Here is a 13805-nt window from a genome sequence, read left to right as displayed (position 1 = left end):
GTGGGTCTGCTCACCGACGAGGTCCGGTCGCTGATCGGCACCCGCCGCGTCTACACCGCGCCGGAGCCGATGGGCGCCGCGGCCGGACGCTACTTCTCCCTCGCCGTCGGCGACGACAACCCGCTCTACACCGACGCGACGTTCGCCCGCGACCACGGCCTGCCCGGCGTCACGCTGCCGCCGACGCTGATCTGCGAGACGAACCAGTACGCCGGGCTGCCCGCGGACGCCGAGGGCTATGCCGGACACACCTGGGGACTGAGCGTCCCCGACACCCGTCAGGTCCGAGGCGGCAACCGCTACACCTTCGGGCGCCGCGTCCGACCCGACGACGTCGTCACGGCGACGTGGGAGATCACGGACGCGACCGAGAAGACCAACCGCGCCGGCGCGGACATGCTCATCGTCTCCTCGACGGCGACCTACACCAACCAGGACGGCGACTTCCTCGCCGAGAACACCGAGACGATCATCTTCATCGCCCTGGGGGCCGCATGAGCACGCCGACCTCTCCCCCGGCGGTCGGCCAGCCGGTGCCGCCGCTGGAGCGCACGATCACGCTGACCGACATGGTCGCCTACGCCGGCGCCACCTGGGACTGGCACCAGCTGCACTACGACCCTTCCTACGTCGCCGAGAAGCGGCTCCCGGGTCCGGTCGTCGACGGCCAGGTGTTCGGGGCGCTGCTGGTCGAGATGCTCCAGGACTGGCTCGGCCCGGACTCGTTCGTGCAGACGATCGACTTCACGTTCCGCAACCTCATGTTCGCCGGCGAGACGGTCCGGTGCGAGGGCCAGGTCGTCGCCGTCACCGAGGACACCGTCGAGGTCGCGATGAGCGCGACGATCCTCGGCTCGGACGGCGCCGACGACCGCTTCGCCGTCCGCCCCGCGTCGGCTCGGGTCCTGCTCGGCCGCGCCGACGGGACCGGCCGCCCGTGAGCGGCGTCGCGATCGTCGGTGCCGCCGAGTCCGACCTCGGCGTCACCGGGCTCTCGATCCTCGGCCTCCAGACCCAGGCGGTCACCCGGGCGCTCGACGACGCCGGCCTGACGCTCGCCGACGTCGACGGGATCGCGACGACCGGGGTATCGCGCTTCTCCGCCACCCAGCTCGCCGACTACTTCGGCATCGTGCCGACGTGGACCGACTCCACGTTCGCCGGCGGCAGCGCGTTCGAGATGTTCGTCGCGCGCGCCGCCCAGGCGATCGAGGCCGGGCAGTGCGAGGTCGTGGTGATCTCGTTCGCGTCCAACCAGCGCTCGGCGCGCTCGCGCCGGCTCGGTGGCGTGCACGATGCGTGGGTCCCCGAGGCTCAGTTCGAGGAGCCGTACGACGTCCTCTATCCGTTGTCGTACTACGCGATGGCAGCGCGGGCCTACCTCCACCGCTACGGCGGCACCCGCGAGCAGCTCGCCGAGATCGCGGTCGCGGCGAGGGAATGGGCGCTGCTCAACCCGAAGGCGTTCCGCTACGGCAAGGGACCGCTGAGCGTCGCCGACGTGGTCGGGTCGACGATGATCTCCTCGCCGCTGACCGCGGCCGACTGCTGCCTGGTCACCGACGGTGGAGGAGCGGTCGTCCTCACCTCGGCCGAGCGGGCTCGCGACCTGCGCCAGAAGCCGGTCCACGTGCTCGGCTACGGCGAGCGGACCACCAACACGTCGTTCACCGCCGTGGACGACCTCACCCGCCCCGGCGCGATCGGGTCGGGTGACGACGCGTTCGGGCGCGCCGGCATCACACCGGCCGACGTCGACGTGCTCGAGGTCTACGACTCGTTCACGATCACCGCCGCCCTCAGCGTCGAGGCGCTCGGGTTCTGCGGACCCGGTGAGGTGCTCGACTACATCGCCGACGGCCGGATCCGGCCCGGCGGCGCCCTGCCGCTGAACACCAACGGGGGCGGCCTCTCGTACTGCCATCCCGGCCAGTACGGCATCCTGCTGCTGGTCGAGGCGGTCCGCCAGCTGCGCGGGGAGTGCGGCGACCGCCAGGTGCCGGGCGCGGAGGTCGCGGTCGCCCACGGGACCGGTGGCATCCTCTCCACCCATGCGACCGTCGTCCTGGGGGTCGACCGATGAGCGAGCAGAGCCACTGGGTCCCCGCTGAGGTCCCGCCCGCCGACGAGGTCACCGGCCCGTGGTGGGACGCCACCCGTGAGCACCGCCTCACCGTCCAGGAGTGCGGCGAGTGCGGTCACCGGCAGCATCCGCCGCGTGCTCTCTGCACCGGGTGCTCGTCGACCCGGTCCCTGCGACCGGTCGACACCGACGGCACGGCAGCGGTCGACTCGTTCACCGTCGTCCACCGTGCCCCCCGCCCCGACGTCCCGGTGCCGTACGTCGTCGCCCGCGTGCGGCTGCCCGAGGGGCCGATCCTCCTCACCCGTCTCGACGGCCGCGACGACCCGGAGGCGTGGACGATCGGCGACACGGTCACCGTCGCGTGGACCGACCTGCCCGACGGCCGCGCCCTCCCCTGCTTCCGACCTATCGACCGCAACGAGGAGTCCCGATGAAGTTCGAGCTCGACGAGGACCAGCGTGAGTTCAAGGCGCTGCTGCGCCAGTTCGTCGACCGCGAGATCGTCCCGGTCGCCCGCGACTGGGAGCAGTCCGGCCGCTACCCCACCGAGATCGTCGACGGCATGAAGGACATGGGCCTGTTCGGCATCACGGTGCCCGAGGAGTACGGCGGCCTCGACCTCGACCCCGTGTCCTTCGCGCTCGTCTTCGAGGAGATCGCCCGGGGCTGGATGGGCGTCGCGGGGATCCTCGGCAGCCATTCGCTCGCCTGCCGCCTGATCGCGATGCACGGCACCGAGGACCAGAAGCGCGCCTATCTCCCCGACCTCGCCACCGGGAAGCGGCGCAGTGGCATCGGCCTCACCGAGCCGGACGCCGGGACCGACCTCCAGGGCATCCGGACCACCGCCCGGCTCGACGGCGACCACTACGTCGTGAACGGGTCCAAGATGTGGATCACCAACGCCCGCTACGCCGACCCGCTCCCCGTGCTGGTCAAGACCGACCCGTCGGCGTCGCCGGCGCACAAGGGCATGAGCGTGCTCCTCATCGAGGCCGACACCCCAGGCTTCGAGGTCACCAAGGACATCCCCAAGCTCGGCTACAAGGGCACCGAGTCCTGCGAGATCCTCCTCGACGACGTACGCGTGCCGGTCGGTCAGCTGGTCGGCGGGGTCGAGGGCCGGGGCATGCAGCAGGTCCTCTCCGCCCTCGAGTGGGGCCGCGTCAACATCGCCGCACGGTCGGTCGGGATCGCACAGCGAGCACACGACGAGGCCCTCGCCTACGCCGGCGAGCGCAAGGCGTTCGGCAGGCCCATCGCCGACTTCCAGGCGATCCAGCTCAAGCTCGGCGAGCTCGGCACGCAGGTCCAGGCCGCCCGTCTGATGGCCTACTGGGCTGCCGACGCCGTCCGCAGCGGACGGGCCGACGGTGCCACCGGCATGGCCAAGATCTTCTGCTCCGAGGTGGCGCTGCAGGCGGCGATCGACGCGATGAAGATCCACGGCGGGTACGGCTACTCGACCGAGTTCGAGGTCGAGCGCCTCTATCGCGACTCCATCCTCATGAGCATCGGAGAGGGGACCAACGACATCCTCCGTACCGTCGTCGCGAAGTCGCTCATCGCCGGCGAGACGGTCGTCGGATGACCGCAGCTGCGGCCAGGTCGAGAAGCTGACCGCGACCCTCGCCGCGGTCGACCGCGGCTACCCGATCAGACGGTGAGGAAGGCCTTGATCGCCCGGCGCTGATCCATCGCCTCGTACGCCGCCGCAGCGTCCTCGAGCGGGAGGCTCAGGTCGAACACACGACCTGGGTCGATCTCGCGTCGCCAGATCAGGTCGACCAGCTCGGGCAGGAAGCGGCGTACCGGTGCCGGCCCGCCGTGCAGGTGCACGTCGGCGAAGAAGAGCTCGCCCCCGGGCAGGCTCACCCCGTGCGAGACGCCGACGTATCCGACGTGTCCCCCGGGCCTCGTCGATCGGATCGCCTGCATCATCGACTCCTGCGTACCCACCGCCTCCAGCACGCTGTGCGCACCGAGACCACCAGTGAGCTCCTTGATCCGGGCGACCCCCTCGTCGCCGCGCTCCTCGACGACGTCGGTCGCCCCAAGCTCGCGGGCGAGGGCCTGGCGGTCGGCGTGCCGGCTCATCGCGATGATGCGCTCAGCGCCCAGACGACGCGCTGCGAGCACACCCAGCAACCCCACTGCCCCGTCACCGACGACGGCCACCGTCTTCCCTGGCGCCACCTCTGCCGCGACGGCAGCGAACCACCCCGTACCCAGCACGTCGGAGGCGGCCAGCAGGCTGGGCAGGAGCTCGGCCGGGGGCAGGTCGGGAGTCGCGACCAGAGTCCCGTCGGCGAGGGGGATCCTCGCCCGTTCCGCCTGAGTCCCGATCCCGCCCATCCCCACGGCGTGGACGCAGCGCGACTGGTAGCCCGCCGCGCAGATCTCGCAGGTGTTGTCGGAGGCGAAGAACGAGCCCACGACGAACTGGCCGGGCCGCACGTTGCTGACGTCGGGACCGACCTCCTCGACCACGCCGACGTACTCGTGGCCCATCGGCGCCGGTCCCTCGACAGCCTCGACCCCGCGCCAGGGCCACAGGTCGGAGCCGCAGACGCAGGTGGCCGAGACGCGGATGATCGCGTCGGACGGCTCGACGATCGTGGGATCGTCACGCTCCTCGAGCCGCACGTCGCCCGGTCCGTACATCACCACACCACGCATGCCCGCTCCCCCCAAGGTCCACGACAACACCGACGCGGCCGCGCCTCCGTGGTGGAGACGCGGCCACGCGGATCGGTCGATACGCGCAGGTCCTGCCTTCAGACCGCTCGTACCATCAAGCACCCAGGGTGCTTGCTCAGCAACCTCAGAAGCGTGCGAACGGACGCGGGGTCGCGTAGCCGAAGGTGTCGCCCGCACTGAAGGCGTGGACACGGAACGTCGCGTTCAGCGCCTGCGCAGCCGTCTTCGTCAGGGTGAGACGCACGACGCCGAGGCCGGGACGGCTCGAACGACGGATCTTGAAGAGATTGACACGCCCGGCGTTGCCGATGGAGCCCGAGACCTTGCCGCTGACCCGGAGGCGCTTCAGGTCGATGGTGAAGCGCCGCAGGGCGATCGTTCGCGACCCGGCGGTCAGGCTGATCCCGCCGCTGTGCTTGATCTTGAGCGTGCGGAGCGAGGCGTTGGTGATCGGGAAGCGCGCCGCCAGCGTGTTCTTGTAGGCGAAGGCCTTGGCCCCACCGACAGGAGCAGGCGTGATGCCGGCCCCGGCGACGAGCTTGTAGACGGCGGGTGCGACGGTGACCTGCGTGTAGCCCACCTTGGGCTTCTGCTCGGCTGCCTGGGCCGGCGTCGCCGTGCCGACGGCGACGAGCCCGAACGTCGCGGCGAACGCTGCGAGCGCGCCGGCGAGTTTTTGCTTCTTCATGGGAGTTCCTCCAGATCGATGGCGAGAATCGTGCCTACCCACTACTTCGTTGCAGAGGGAGGTTTGGATGCCTCGGGCGTGTAGTTCGCGCGCAGCACCGAGGTGATCGAGTGGCCCGGGTCGCCGTCGTCGCTCTCGAGGCTGACGTCCAGGGCGTGGTAGCGCTCGACGAGGTCGCGCGCGACCTCGAAGGCGGTGACGCCATCGGGGTCGACGACGCCGAGCGCGAGCATCTTGTCGGTCGCAGGCTCGAACAACCACGCGTAGTAGTAGTCGCCGCGCGCGGGTCGCGGGAGGTCGCGGGTGGTGATCGTCATCCGGACCGCGCCGGCGCCCTCGGTCATCACCACCCGGCCACGTGCCGAGCCGTCGACCGGCGCCAGCGCAGCCGTACGGCGGGCGGTCGGCGTGGAGCCTTCGGAGCCTCCCTCGACGAGGGGGATGACCGCCGCGCCCGCGACGACGAGCGCGGCCGCCGCCACCAGGACGGCCGGTCGACGCCACCGTGGTCGGGCGGGCGTCACCGTCAGCGGAGGGACCCACGGGGTCTCCATCGGCTCCCCGGGACGCAGCGCACGCATCGTGGCCGCCAGCAGCCCGTGCCCGGTCACCAGGGCGACGAGCTCGTCCCGGCACTCGTCGCACGCCTCCAGGTGACCGCCGAGCTCCAGCACCTCGGCATTGGTCAGCTCACCGCGCAGGAGCCCGACGTGGTCCGGGTGCTCGGCGCTCATCGCGCGGCCTCGTCGGAGGCGCGCATGATCTGGCCCAGCCGTCGGGTCCCCCGCGAGGCACGCGCCTTGACGGTCCCCAACGGCACGTCGAGCCGTACGGCGATCTCCCGCTGCGTCAGCTCGCGGAAGTAGGCGAGCTCGAGCACCGTGCGCTCGTGCTCGGGCAGCCGGGCGACGGCCCATCGCACGTCCGCGGCGTCCGCGAACCGGTTCACCGTCTCCCTCCCGTCGTCGCCGACGAGATCGCGGGCGAGGTCCATGTCGACGACGACGTGGCGTCGAGCCCGCAGCGTGTCGACCGCCCGACGGTGAGCGATGGTGAACAGCCACCCCGTGAACCGCTGCGCCGGGTCGTAGCGCGCAGCGCTGCGCCAGACGTCGAGGAACGTCCGCTGGAGCACGTCCTCGGCCTCGTCCCGGCCGACGAAGCCGGTGACGTAGGCCAGCACCACGGGTGCGTAGCGTTCGTAGGCGTCCTGGAGCGCGGTCTCGTCGCGGTGCGCGAGGCGCAGACCGATCGACTGACCGACGACATCGGCGGCGAAGTCCATGCTCTTGGTTCGGAGCGGGTCGGCGGGTGGATGTGCGCCGAGGCTGAATTTCTTCGACTACCTGCTGGCGGCTACGGTCGGGGCATGGCCAGTGCTCAGCCGATCCGGCGCACCGCGGCGCCGGTGATCGGGGACGCCGTCCGCTTCGCTGCGGCGGTGAGCGTGGTCGCCGGTGTCTTCGCCTACGGGGGCCTCGGCGGCGCGCTGTTCTTCTTCGTGCTGGGGGGCACGATGATCCCGCGAGCCCTGGGAGCCCCGGCAGCGCTCGACCTCTCCTACTGCCTCGCGATCCTCGTCGCGGCGTGGGCCGCCCAGCTCGACTGGTACGTCGCCGTGAGCTGGCTCGACCTGGTCGTGCACACCGCTGTCACGGGCCTGGTCGCAACGGTCGTGCACCTCGCCCTGGTGCGGCTCAACGCCGTCGCCCCGGTGAACGACCCGCGGCTGCGACGGGCACGCCTCGGCAGCGCGCTCGTCACCACGGCGCTCGGCGTGGCGCTCGCGACCCTGTGGGAGCTCGGAGAGTGGTTCGGTCACACGCAGATCGACGAGAGCATCCAGGTGGGATACCACGACACGCTCGGCGACCTCGCCGCCGGCACGGTCGGCTCCGTCGTCGCCGGGATCCTGCTCGCACGCGGCCTGCTGCTCGCCGGAGCGCGCCGGTGACCTCACAGGCCCCCAGGCTGTCCGCTCCGATCTCGGTGTCGGTCGTCATCCCCGTACGCGACGACGCCGTGGCGTTGGAGGAGTGCCTTCGGCGCTTGGCCGACCAGACGCTGCCACCGACGGAGGTGGTCGTGGTCGACAACGGCTCGAGCGACGACAGTGCTGCCGTCGCCCGCGCCCATGGTGCCCGCGTGGTGGTCGAGCCGAAGGTCGGCATCGCACCGGCGACGGCGGCCGGGTACGACGCGGCGACGGGCGAGATCGTGCTCCGGTGCGACGCCGACTCCGTTCCGGGTCCTCGGTGGGTGGAACGCCTCGTCCGCCACCTCGTCGACGACCCGCGGCTCCACGCCGTCACGGGTCTGGGCAGGTTCTACGACCTCCCGCGCGGCCTGGGGCGCATGAGCGCGGTCATGTACCTCGGCGCCTACTACCTCTTCACCCACCTGGCCCTCGGGCACACGGCTCTGTGGGGGTCCAACATGGCGTTCCGGCGCGCGACCTGGCAGGAGATCCGCGACGTGGTCCACCGTGACGCCGACGTCCACGACGACATGGACCTCGCCTTCGTGCTGGGCCCGGCCCGGAGGATCCGGCTCGTGCCGGTCTCGGTGGGCGTGTCGGGACGCTCCCTGCGCGGGGGCAGGCAGCTACGACGCCGCCTGGACCGGGCACGCACCACGCTCGCGCTCAACTGGAGCGTGCAGCCCCCGTGGCTGCGCTGGCGCGACCGCTACCAGCCGATCGCCGCGAGGATCAGCAGCTGGGTGACGAGGAAGCCGGTCAGGTAGTTCAGCCAGAGGAACCGGCGCCACCCCGCGTTCGCGCGCTCGCAGTCGACGTCGCTCAGAGCGTGGTACGGGGCGGCGTTGACGAGGTAGGGCACGACCAGCACCGCCGCGAGCGTGTAGGGCCACGGGAGCGTGAGGAGCAGCAGGCCCGAGACCACGTAGGCCCCGAGCGCCACGCGGACCGTCCCCGCAGCACCGAGCCAGGTCGCCGTCGACGCGATCCCGCCGGCGCGGTCGGCCACGATGTCCTGAACCGCCCCGAAGGCGTGCGACCCGATGCCCCACAGGAAGAACGCCAGCAGCGCGGCGACCACCGTGGTGGAGAACGAGGCTCCCGCCACGGCGACCCCGAAGCACGCCGGCCCGGCGAAGTGGGTGCTCGACGTCAGCGAGTCGAGGAACGGGCGTTCCTTGAAGCGCAGCACGGGCACGGAGTACGCGACCACCGCGAAGACGACGACCGCGAGCACCGCCGAGGACGCCGGACTGCCGAGGACGACGAGCGCGACGAGGAACGGCAGGTTGGTCACCGCTGCCGCCACGATCGTCGTGCGGTGGACCGCGCGGTCCAGCACGACCCCCTCCACACCGCCCTTGCGCGGGTTGCGCACGTCCGACTCGTAGTCGAAGACGTCGTTGACCCCGTACATCAGCAGGTTGTACGGCACCAGGAAGTAGAGGACGCCGAGGACCAGCGTGAGGTCGACCCCGCCGCCGGCGAGCAGGTAGGCGGCACCGAACGGGTAGGCGGTGTTGACCCAGCTCAGCGGACGCGACGACGCGACGACCTGGCCGAGCACGCGCTGTCGCTCTCGTCCGGAGCCGACGGTGGCGGTCACGACTCCTCCCCCGGGTCGCCGAGGAGGAGCGCGAGGCCGGGCAGCGCCAGCGCCGCGACCACGGGCCACGTCAGGTCCTCGACCGGCGCGAGCCAGATCCGTACGCCGGAGATCTGGCCGTCGCCGTAGCGGAAGAGGTCGGCGGCGATCATGATGCTGTCGAAGACGACGGTGAGCACCATCAGGACGAGCATCGTCAGCCCCGTCGCCCACCACCAACGAGCCGTCGGCCGACGTCGGAGCACACCGGCAGCGAGCACCGCCAGCGACAGGGCGATGAAGGGCACGGCAAGCTCGGCGTGCGTCATCGTGCGCTCTCCTCTCGCACCCGGGCGGCGACGCGGGGAGCCGGCGCCAGCACGCGCAGGAGCAACCGGTGGAGCACCATCGTCAGGTAGCAGAAGAAGACGACGAAGAAGATCTCCTCCAGCGGGAGCTCCGGCAGCACCTCGAGGCCCGTCATCGCCGGTGACCCGCCGCGCTCGTAGATCCCGGCCTCGATGGCGGCCAGGTCCCAGCCGAGGAAGAGAGCGGCGCCTGCGCCGACCAGGGCGAGCGCCCGTCCGGGCCGGCCTGCGAAGAGGAACAGCCGCCAACGCCGGTCGACCAGTCCCATGCAGAGCATCGACACGACGACCGCCACCAGGTAGCTCAGGCCCATGGTGCCTCCGTCTCTGCGAGGGGGGCTGTCGACCGGTCGCCCCGCACGCGCTTGATCACCAGCTCGGCGCTGATGAGGCACATCGGCAGACCGACCCCCGGGATGGTCCCGGCACCCGCGTAGAGCAGCCCCGAGACCTTCTTGGACGAGTTGCCGGCGCGGAAGAACGCACTCTGCCGCAGCACGTGCGCGGGCCCGAGGGCGCCCCCCGACCAGGCGTTGAGATCGGTCGAGAAGTCGCCCGGCCCGATCGTCCTGCGAACCACCACGCGCTCGGCGAGATCGGGCACCCCGGCCCACGCGGCGATCTGGGCGATCGCCGCGTCGGCGGTCTTCTCGACCATCGGGTCACCGGAGCCGTCGACCCCTCCCCGCCCGATCGTCGGGTCGGCCGGCACGGGGACGAGCACGAAGAGGTTCTCGTGCCCGGCAGGCGCGACCGAGGGGTCGGTCGCCGACGGCTTGCACACGTACGCCGACGCGGGGTCCGGGACACGGGTGGGCTGGTCGAAGATGTCACCGAAGTTGCGCGACCAGTCGCGGGTGAAGAACAGCGAGTGGTGGGCCAGCTCCGGCAGCTCGCCGCGCACGCCGAGGCACGCCAGCACCGCGCCGGGGCCTGGATCACGCTCCGCCCACCAGTCCTCGGGATAGGTCTGCAGGTCCGGGGGGACCAGGCGGGTCTCTACGTGGTGCAGGTCGGCCGCCCCGACGACGAGATCGGCCGGGAGAGTCCGACTCCTCCCGTCATCGCCGCGGACCGTCACGCCGCTGACCGACGGGCGGCGCCCCGTCCGGTCGACCTCGACGGCCGTCGCTGTGGTCGACGTCGAGATCCGGACACCCGCGCGGGTCGCGATCCCCTCGATCGCGTCGATCAAGGTGGTGAAACCGCCCTGCGGGTAGAGCACGCCCTCGTCGAGGTCCATCGAGCTCATCAGGTGGTACAGGCTGGGTGCACGGTCGGGCGCGGTCCCCAAGAAGACCGCTGGATATCCGAGCACCTGCCGCAGCCGGCGGTCGGAGAACCGCGCGGCCACGTGCGACTCCAGCGAACGGGTGAGCAGGCCCGCGAGGCGCGGGCCACGGCGCACGACGTCCGGGGCCAGCAGCGACGCCTTCGAGGCGAACGTCCCGTAGAGGAACCGGCGTACGGCGAGGTCGTAGGCCTCACGCGCGGAATCAAGATACGCGTCGAGTGCCCGGTCGGCGCCTTCCTCCAGCGATCCGAACGTGGCGAGGTTCGCCGCTCGATCGGACCGGATCTCGAGCGACTCGTCCTCACCCTCGAAGAACACACGGTAGGCCGGGTCGAGGCGCACGAGGTCGAGCTGCTCGGCCGACGAGGTGCCGAAGAGCCGGAAGAAGTGGTCGAAGACCTCGGGCATGAGGAACCAGGACGGTCCGGTGTCGAAGGTGAACCCGTCCTTGCTCCACTGCCCTGCGCGACCACCGACACGGTCGTTGCGCTCGACCAGCTCGACGCTCCATCCCTCGCGAGCCAGGAGGGCCGCCGACGCGAGACCGGCGATGCCACCCCCGATCACGACGGCGTGACCGCCGCTCACCGCCCGCTCCTGGCGAGGGCTCCGGCGACGACACGAGCCTTCACCGGCGCCGACAGCCTGACGCGCTGCTCGCGGATCTGCACCGCGGGCGTGCTTCGTAGGCGCACTGCCAGCTCGCCGAACAGCGCCCGCGCGACATCGACGGCTCGGCGGCAGTCCGCCGGGAGGCCGGCGATGGCGGCCGCAGCGACGCGAAAGTCGTCGTCGATGTCGTCGAGGATCGCGTCACGCTCGCCGTCCGACAGGGACGACGGGTCCAGGCCCGGGAAGTAGGAGCGCCCGAGGTCGTGGTGGTCGGCCGCGAGATCCCGCAGGAAGTTGATCTTCTGGAACGCGGCCCCGAGCCGTCGAGCACCTGGGGAGAGCCCGTCGTAGGCAGCCTGCCCGTCGGGGACACCGCGCAGGAACGCACGCAGGCACATCAGTCCCACGACCTCGGCGGAGCCGTAGACATAGGTGGCGAAGCTGTCGGGGTCGTGGGTCACCGGCTCGAGGTCGACGCGCATCGACGAGAAGAACGGCGTCACCACGTCGAGCCCGATGCCGCACCTGTGCGCGGTGCGCGCGAAGGCGTGCACCACGAGGTTGGCGCTGTGGCCGCGCTCGAGTGCTACCTCCGTCTCCGCCTCGAGCGCGTCGAGCAGGGCTCGGCGGTCCTCCGCGCGGGCGCCCGAGCGAGGGGCGTCGACCACCTCGTCGGCGATGCGCACCAGGGCGTACACGTTCTTGACGTCGGTCCGCACCCGGTCGCCCAGAAGGCGGGTCGCCAGGGCGAACGACGTCGAGTAGCGGCGGATCACCAACGCTGCGCTCTCGTCGGCGACCGAGTCGTAGAGGTCCGAGGCCGAGACACCGGACGGCGACCCCGAGACCAGCGCGGTCACGCCGCACCGACCTTCGGGCGCGCAGGGACGCTGGCGAGCCACGTCAGCACGGGCGCGTCGACCCCGATGTCCGCGGCCTGCTCGAGCCCTGCCCGGAGATGGTCGGCGGCGACCTGCTCCACGTAGGCGCGGGACCCGCAGGCCTCCAACGCCGACCGGACGAGCGCGGCGTCGTCCTCGGTGATCTCCAGGTTGCCCCAGTAGGGCTCGACCTGGGACCACGACGAGGTGCCGCGGGCGTGGACGAGCAGCAGCGTGCACTTCCCCTCACGAAGGTCGGCCGTACGACTCTTGCCCGTCTCCCCCGGGTCGCCGTACGTGCCGGCGAGGTCGTCGTAGAGCTGGAAGGCGATGCCGAGCAACCGACCCGCCTCGCACACCTGCGCCACCACGTCCGGCGCTGCACCGGCCAGGACGGCCCCGAGCTGCATCGGGAGGACGAAGGAGTAGGCCGCCGTCTTGTGCTCGGCGAGCTCGAGCGTCTCGACGACCGTCGGCCACTCACCACCGACCGACAGGCGTACGTCGGTGAGCTCGCCGGCGGCTGACGCGGAGGACGCCTGGCTGACGAGGTCGAGCACCTGCTGTCGGACGTCGGAGGGTGCCGGCGTGGTGGCGATCGCGCGGAACGCCGCGCTGAGTGCCAGGTCGCCGGTCAGGACGGCACCGGCCAGCGCGTACGTGTCGGCCCGCTCAGGGGGCGAGCCGGCATCGCGAGCCGCGCGGCGGAACCGTCCCGGAATGCTCGGGCGGCCTCGACGCACGTCGTCGCCGTCGATGACGTCGTCGTGGATCACGAAGGCCGTGTGGAGCAGCTCGACCGCCGCGGCGGTCTGCGCGACCGCGGCATGAGCACCGCCGCCGAGCGAATGGTGCACGCCTGCGAGGAGGTGTGGGCGGAAGCGCTTGCCGCCGGTCACCGCGTCGTCCAGGGCTGCGCGGAGCGCGTCCCCGTCGACCCCGCCCGAGCCGCCTGACCAGAGCTCGGCGAGGTGTCGGGCCACCTCGGCGTCGAGTGCGGACGAGAACTCTTTGGCTCCGCCTTCGGCGCTCATCGGGTACGCACCCACGGCGACCGGTCGGCACGGTGGAGCTGGTCGACCTGCGCGACCATCCACGGGCTGACGGTCCACGGTGCCACCGCGACGACCTCGAGAACCTCGTCGAGGTGGACCCACCTCCACTCCTCGACCTCGGCGGGATTCGGCTCGATGTCCCCGTCGCAGACGGCGGCGAAGACCGGGCAGAGCTCGTGCTCGACGACCCCGGCCGGATCGACCGCACGATAGACGAAGTCGTGGAGCAGAGGTGTCAGCTCGCGGATCGGGACGCCCAGCTCGTGGTCGGCGTAGCGATGGACCGCCGTCTCGATCGCCTCGTCCGGTCGCGGATGCCCGCAGAAGGAGTTCGTCCACACGCCCGGCCAGCTGCGCTTGCCGACGGCTCGGCGAGTCATGAGGAGGCGCCCCTCCTGGTCGAACAGGTAGCAGGAGAACGCCAGGTGCAACGGCGTGGAAGCATCATGCACCTCCGCACGCGGGGCAACACCCGCTGGTTGATGATCCTCGTCAAGGAGGACGACCAAGTCGGCCCAGTTGCCCATCAAACTCCCGTTCGTCGATTACTTGATAGAT

18 protein-coding genes are annotated in these 13805 nt (G+C 71.4%); 7 read left to right on the top strand and 11 right to left on the bottom strand.

Features of this window, described 5'->3' with window-relative positions:
- Genes KV100_RS00775 through KV100_RS00755 form a run of 5 tightly spaced genes read left to right on the top strand, consistent with a single transcriptional unit; the run spans position 1 to position 3677 of the window.
- Complete coding sequence (locus tag KV100_RS00775) at positions 1–498, top strand: MaoC family dehydratase N-terminal domain-containing protein (protein WP_220341014.1); 498 nt, start codon at positions 1–3, stop codon at positions 496–498.
- The gene (locus tag KV100_RS00770) at positions 495–941 is read left to right on the top strand and encodes a MaoC/PaaZ C-terminal domain-containing protein (protein ID WP_220341013.1); all 447 of its coding nucleotides are present in this window, start codon (positions 495–497) and stop codon (positions 939–941) included. The genes KV100_RS00775 and KV100_RS00770 overlap by 4 nt, the downstream gene beginning before the upstream one ends.
- Positions 938–2083 carry an acetyl-CoA acetyltransferase gene (locus tag KV100_RS00765; RefSeq protein WP_220341012.1) on the top strand — a complete coding sequence of 382 codons (1146 nt, stop codon included), beginning with the start codon at positions 938–940 and terminating at the stop codon, positions 2081–2083. The genes KV100_RS00770 and KV100_RS00765 overlap by 4 nt, the downstream gene beginning before the upstream one ends.
- Positions 2080–2520, top strand: coding sequence for a Zn-ribbon domain-containing OB-fold protein (locus KV100_RS00760; protein ID WP_220341011.1), 441 nt, complete (start codon positions 2080–2082; stop codon positions 2518–2520). The genes KV100_RS00765 and KV100_RS00760 overlap by 4 nt, the downstream gene beginning before the upstream one ends.
- Positions 2517–3677, top strand: a complete 1161-nt coding sequence (locus KV100_RS00755; protein ID WP_220341010.1) for an acyl-CoA dehydrogenase family protein — start codon at positions 2517–2519, stop codon at positions 3675–3677. The genes KV100_RS00760 and KV100_RS00755 overlap by 4 nt, the downstream gene beginning before the upstream one ends.
- A gap of 65 nt (positions 3678–3742) precedes the next feature.
- Here KV100_RS00755 and KV100_RS00750 read toward each other — a convergent pair whose 3' ends face one another.
- The 4 genes from KV100_RS00750 to KV100_RS00735 all read right to left on the bottom strand — a co-directional run bounded on the left by KV100_RS00750 (position 3743) and on the right by KV100_RS00735 (position 6759).
- Positions 3743–4765 (bottom strand): zinc-dependent alcohol dehydrogenase family protein, encoded by a 1023-nt coding sequence (locus tag KV100_RS00750; protein ID WP_220341009.1) that lies wholly within the window; start codon positions 4763–4765, stop codon positions 3743–3745.
- A 145-nt stretch (positions 4766–4910) separates the two neighbouring features.
- Positions 4911–5474 (bottom strand): hypothetical protein, encoded by a 564-nt coding sequence (locus tag KV100_RS00745; protein WP_220341008.1) that lies wholly within the window; start codon positions 5472–5474, stop codon positions 4911–4913.
- 41 nt (positions 5475–5515) lie between these two features.
- A complete protein-coding gene (locus KV100_RS00740; protein WP_220341007.1) occupies positions 5516–6208 on the bottom strand; it encodes an anti-sigma factor domain-containing protein in 693 nt (230 codons plus the stop codon).
- Positions 6205–6759 (bottom strand): RNA polymerase sigma factor, encoded by a 555-nt coding sequence (locus KV100_RS00735; protein ID WP_220341006.1) that lies wholly within the window; start codon positions 6757–6759, stop codon positions 6205–6207. The genes KV100_RS00740 and KV100_RS00735 overlap by 4 nt, the downstream gene beginning before the upstream one ends.
- Positions 6760–6843: 84 nt before the next feature.
- On the opposite strand from KV100_RS00735, the gene KV100_RS00730 reads away from it, so the two are divergent.
- Both KV100_RS00730 and KV100_RS00725 read left to right on the top strand, forming a co-directional pair.
- Entirely contained in the window at positions 6844–7428 is a 585-nt protein-coding gene (locus KV100_RS00730) for a hypothetical protein (protein WP_220341005.1), read from the top strand.
- Entirely contained in the window at positions 7425–8219 is a 795-nt protein-coding gene (locus KV100_RS00725; protein WP_220341004.1) for a glycosyltransferase family A protein, read from the top strand. Before KV100_RS00730 ends, KV100_RS00725 begins: the two co-directional genes overlap by 4 nt.
- Here the strand turns inward: KV100_RS00725 and KV100_RS00720 are convergent.
- From KV100_RS00720 to idi, 7 genes are read right to left on the bottom strand one after another with little or no spacing between them, the layout of a single operon-like run.
- A complete protein-coding gene (locus KV100_RS00720) occupies positions 8162–9058 on the bottom strand; it encodes a prenyltransferase (protein WP_220341003.1) in 897 nt (298 codons plus the stop codon). The two genes, KV100_RS00725 and KV100_RS00720, sit on opposite strands and share 58 nt — an antisense overlap.
- On the bottom strand, positions 9055–9366 hold the full coding sequence (locus KV100_RS00715) for a lycopene cyclase domain-containing protein (protein WP_220341002.1): 312 nt from the start codon (positions 9364–9366) through the stop codon (positions 9055–9057). The genes KV100_RS00720 and KV100_RS00715 overlap by 4 nt, the downstream gene beginning before the upstream one ends.
- On the bottom strand, positions 9363–9719 hold the full coding sequence (locus tag KV100_RS00710) for a lycopene cyclase domain-containing protein (protein ID WP_220341001.1): 357 nt from the start codon (positions 9717–9719) through the stop codon (positions 9363–9365). The genes KV100_RS00715 and KV100_RS00710 overlap by 4 nt, the downstream gene beginning before the upstream one ends.
- Positions 9710–11287 (bottom strand): phytoene desaturase family protein, encoded by a 1578-nt coding sequence (crtI, locus tag KV100_RS00705; RefSeq protein WP_220341000.1) that lies wholly within the window; start codon positions 11285–11287, stop codon positions 9710–9712. The genes KV100_RS00710 and crtI overlap by 10 nt, the downstream gene beginning before the upstream one ends.
- Positions 11284–12171, bottom strand: a complete 888-nt coding sequence (locus KV100_RS00700) for a squalene/phytoene synthase family protein (protein ID WP_220340999.1) — start codon at positions 12169–12171, stop codon at positions 11284–11286. The genes crtI and KV100_RS00700 overlap by 4 nt, the downstream gene beginning before the upstream one ends.
- Positions 12168–13226 carry a polyprenyl synthetase family protein gene (locus KV100_RS00695; protein WP_220340998.1) on the bottom strand — a complete coding sequence of 353 codons (1059 nt, stop codon included), beginning with the start codon at positions 13224–13226 and terminating at the stop codon, positions 12168–12170. Before KV100_RS00695 ends, KV100_RS00700 begins: the two co-directional genes overlap by 4 nt.
- Positions 13223–13774, bottom strand: coding sequence for an isopentenyl-diphosphate Delta-isomerase (gene idi / locus KV100_RS00690; RefSeq protein ID WP_220340997.1), 552 nt, complete (start codon positions 13772–13774; stop codon positions 13223–13225). The genes KV100_RS00695 and idi overlap by 4 nt, the downstream gene beginning before the upstream one ends.
- Positions 13775–13805: the final 31 nt, after the last annotated feature.

It is taken from the genome of Mumia sp. zg.B21 (assembly GCF_019550855.1).
Taxonomy (GTDB): domain Bacteria; phylum Actinomycetota; class Actinomycetes; order Propionibacteriales; family Nocardioidaceae; genus Mumia.
Note: the sequence above shows the minus strand (reverse complement) of the source record. Positions and strands in the feature narration are given on the sequence as shown.

Bases quoted from the DNA above. Each gene is read 5' to 3' on its own strand.
- idi (WP_220340997.1), bottom strand. From the start codon at position 13,774: ATGGGCAACTGGGCCGACTTGGTCGTCCTCCTTGACGAGGATCATCAA.
- KV100_RS00750 (WP_220341009.1), bottom strand. From the start codon at position 4,765: ATGCGTGGTGTGGTGATGTACGGACCGGGCGACGTGCGGCTCGAGGAG.
- KV100_RS00695 (WP_220340998.1), bottom strand. From the start codon at position 13,226: ATGAGCGCCGAAGGCGGAGCCAAAGAGTTCTCGTCCGCACTCGACGCC.
- KV100_RS00760 (WP_220341011.1), top strand. From the start codon at position 2,080: ATGAGCGAGCAGAGCCACTGGGTCCCCGCTGAGGTCCCGCCCGCCGAC.
- KV100_RS00770 (WP_220341013.1), top strand. From the start codon at position 495: ATGAGCACGCCGACCTCTCCCCCGGCGGTCGGCCAGCCGGTGCCGCCG.
- KV100_RS00745 (WP_220341008.1), bottom strand. From the start codon at position 5,474: ATGAAGAAGCAAAAACTCGCCGGCGCGCTCGCAGCGTTCGCCGCGACG.
- KV100_RS00735 (WP_220341006.1), bottom strand. From the start codon at position 6,759: ATGGACTTCGCCGCCGATGTCGTCGGTCAGTCGATCGGTCTGCGCCTC.
- KV100_RS00755 (WP_220341010.1), top strand. From the start codon at position 2,517: ATGAAGTTCGAGCTCGACGAGGACCAGCGTGAGTTCAAGGCGCTGCTG.
- KV100_RS00715 (WP_220341002.1), bottom strand. From the start codon at position 9,366: ATGACGCACGCCGAGCTTGCCGTGCCCTTCATCGCCCTGTCGCTGGCG.
- KV100_RS00740 (WP_220341007.1), bottom strand. From the start codon at position 6,208: ATGAGCGCCGAGCACCCGGACCACGTCGGGCTCCTGCGCGGTGAGCTG.
- KV100_RS00730 (WP_220341005.1), top strand. From the start codon at position 6,844: ATGGCCAGTGCTCAGCCGATCCGGCGCACCGCGGCGCCGGTGATCGGG.
- KV100_RS00710 (WP_220341001.1), bottom strand. From the start codon at position 9,719: ATGGGCCTGAGCTACCTGGTGGCGGTCGTCGTGTCGATGCTCTGCATG.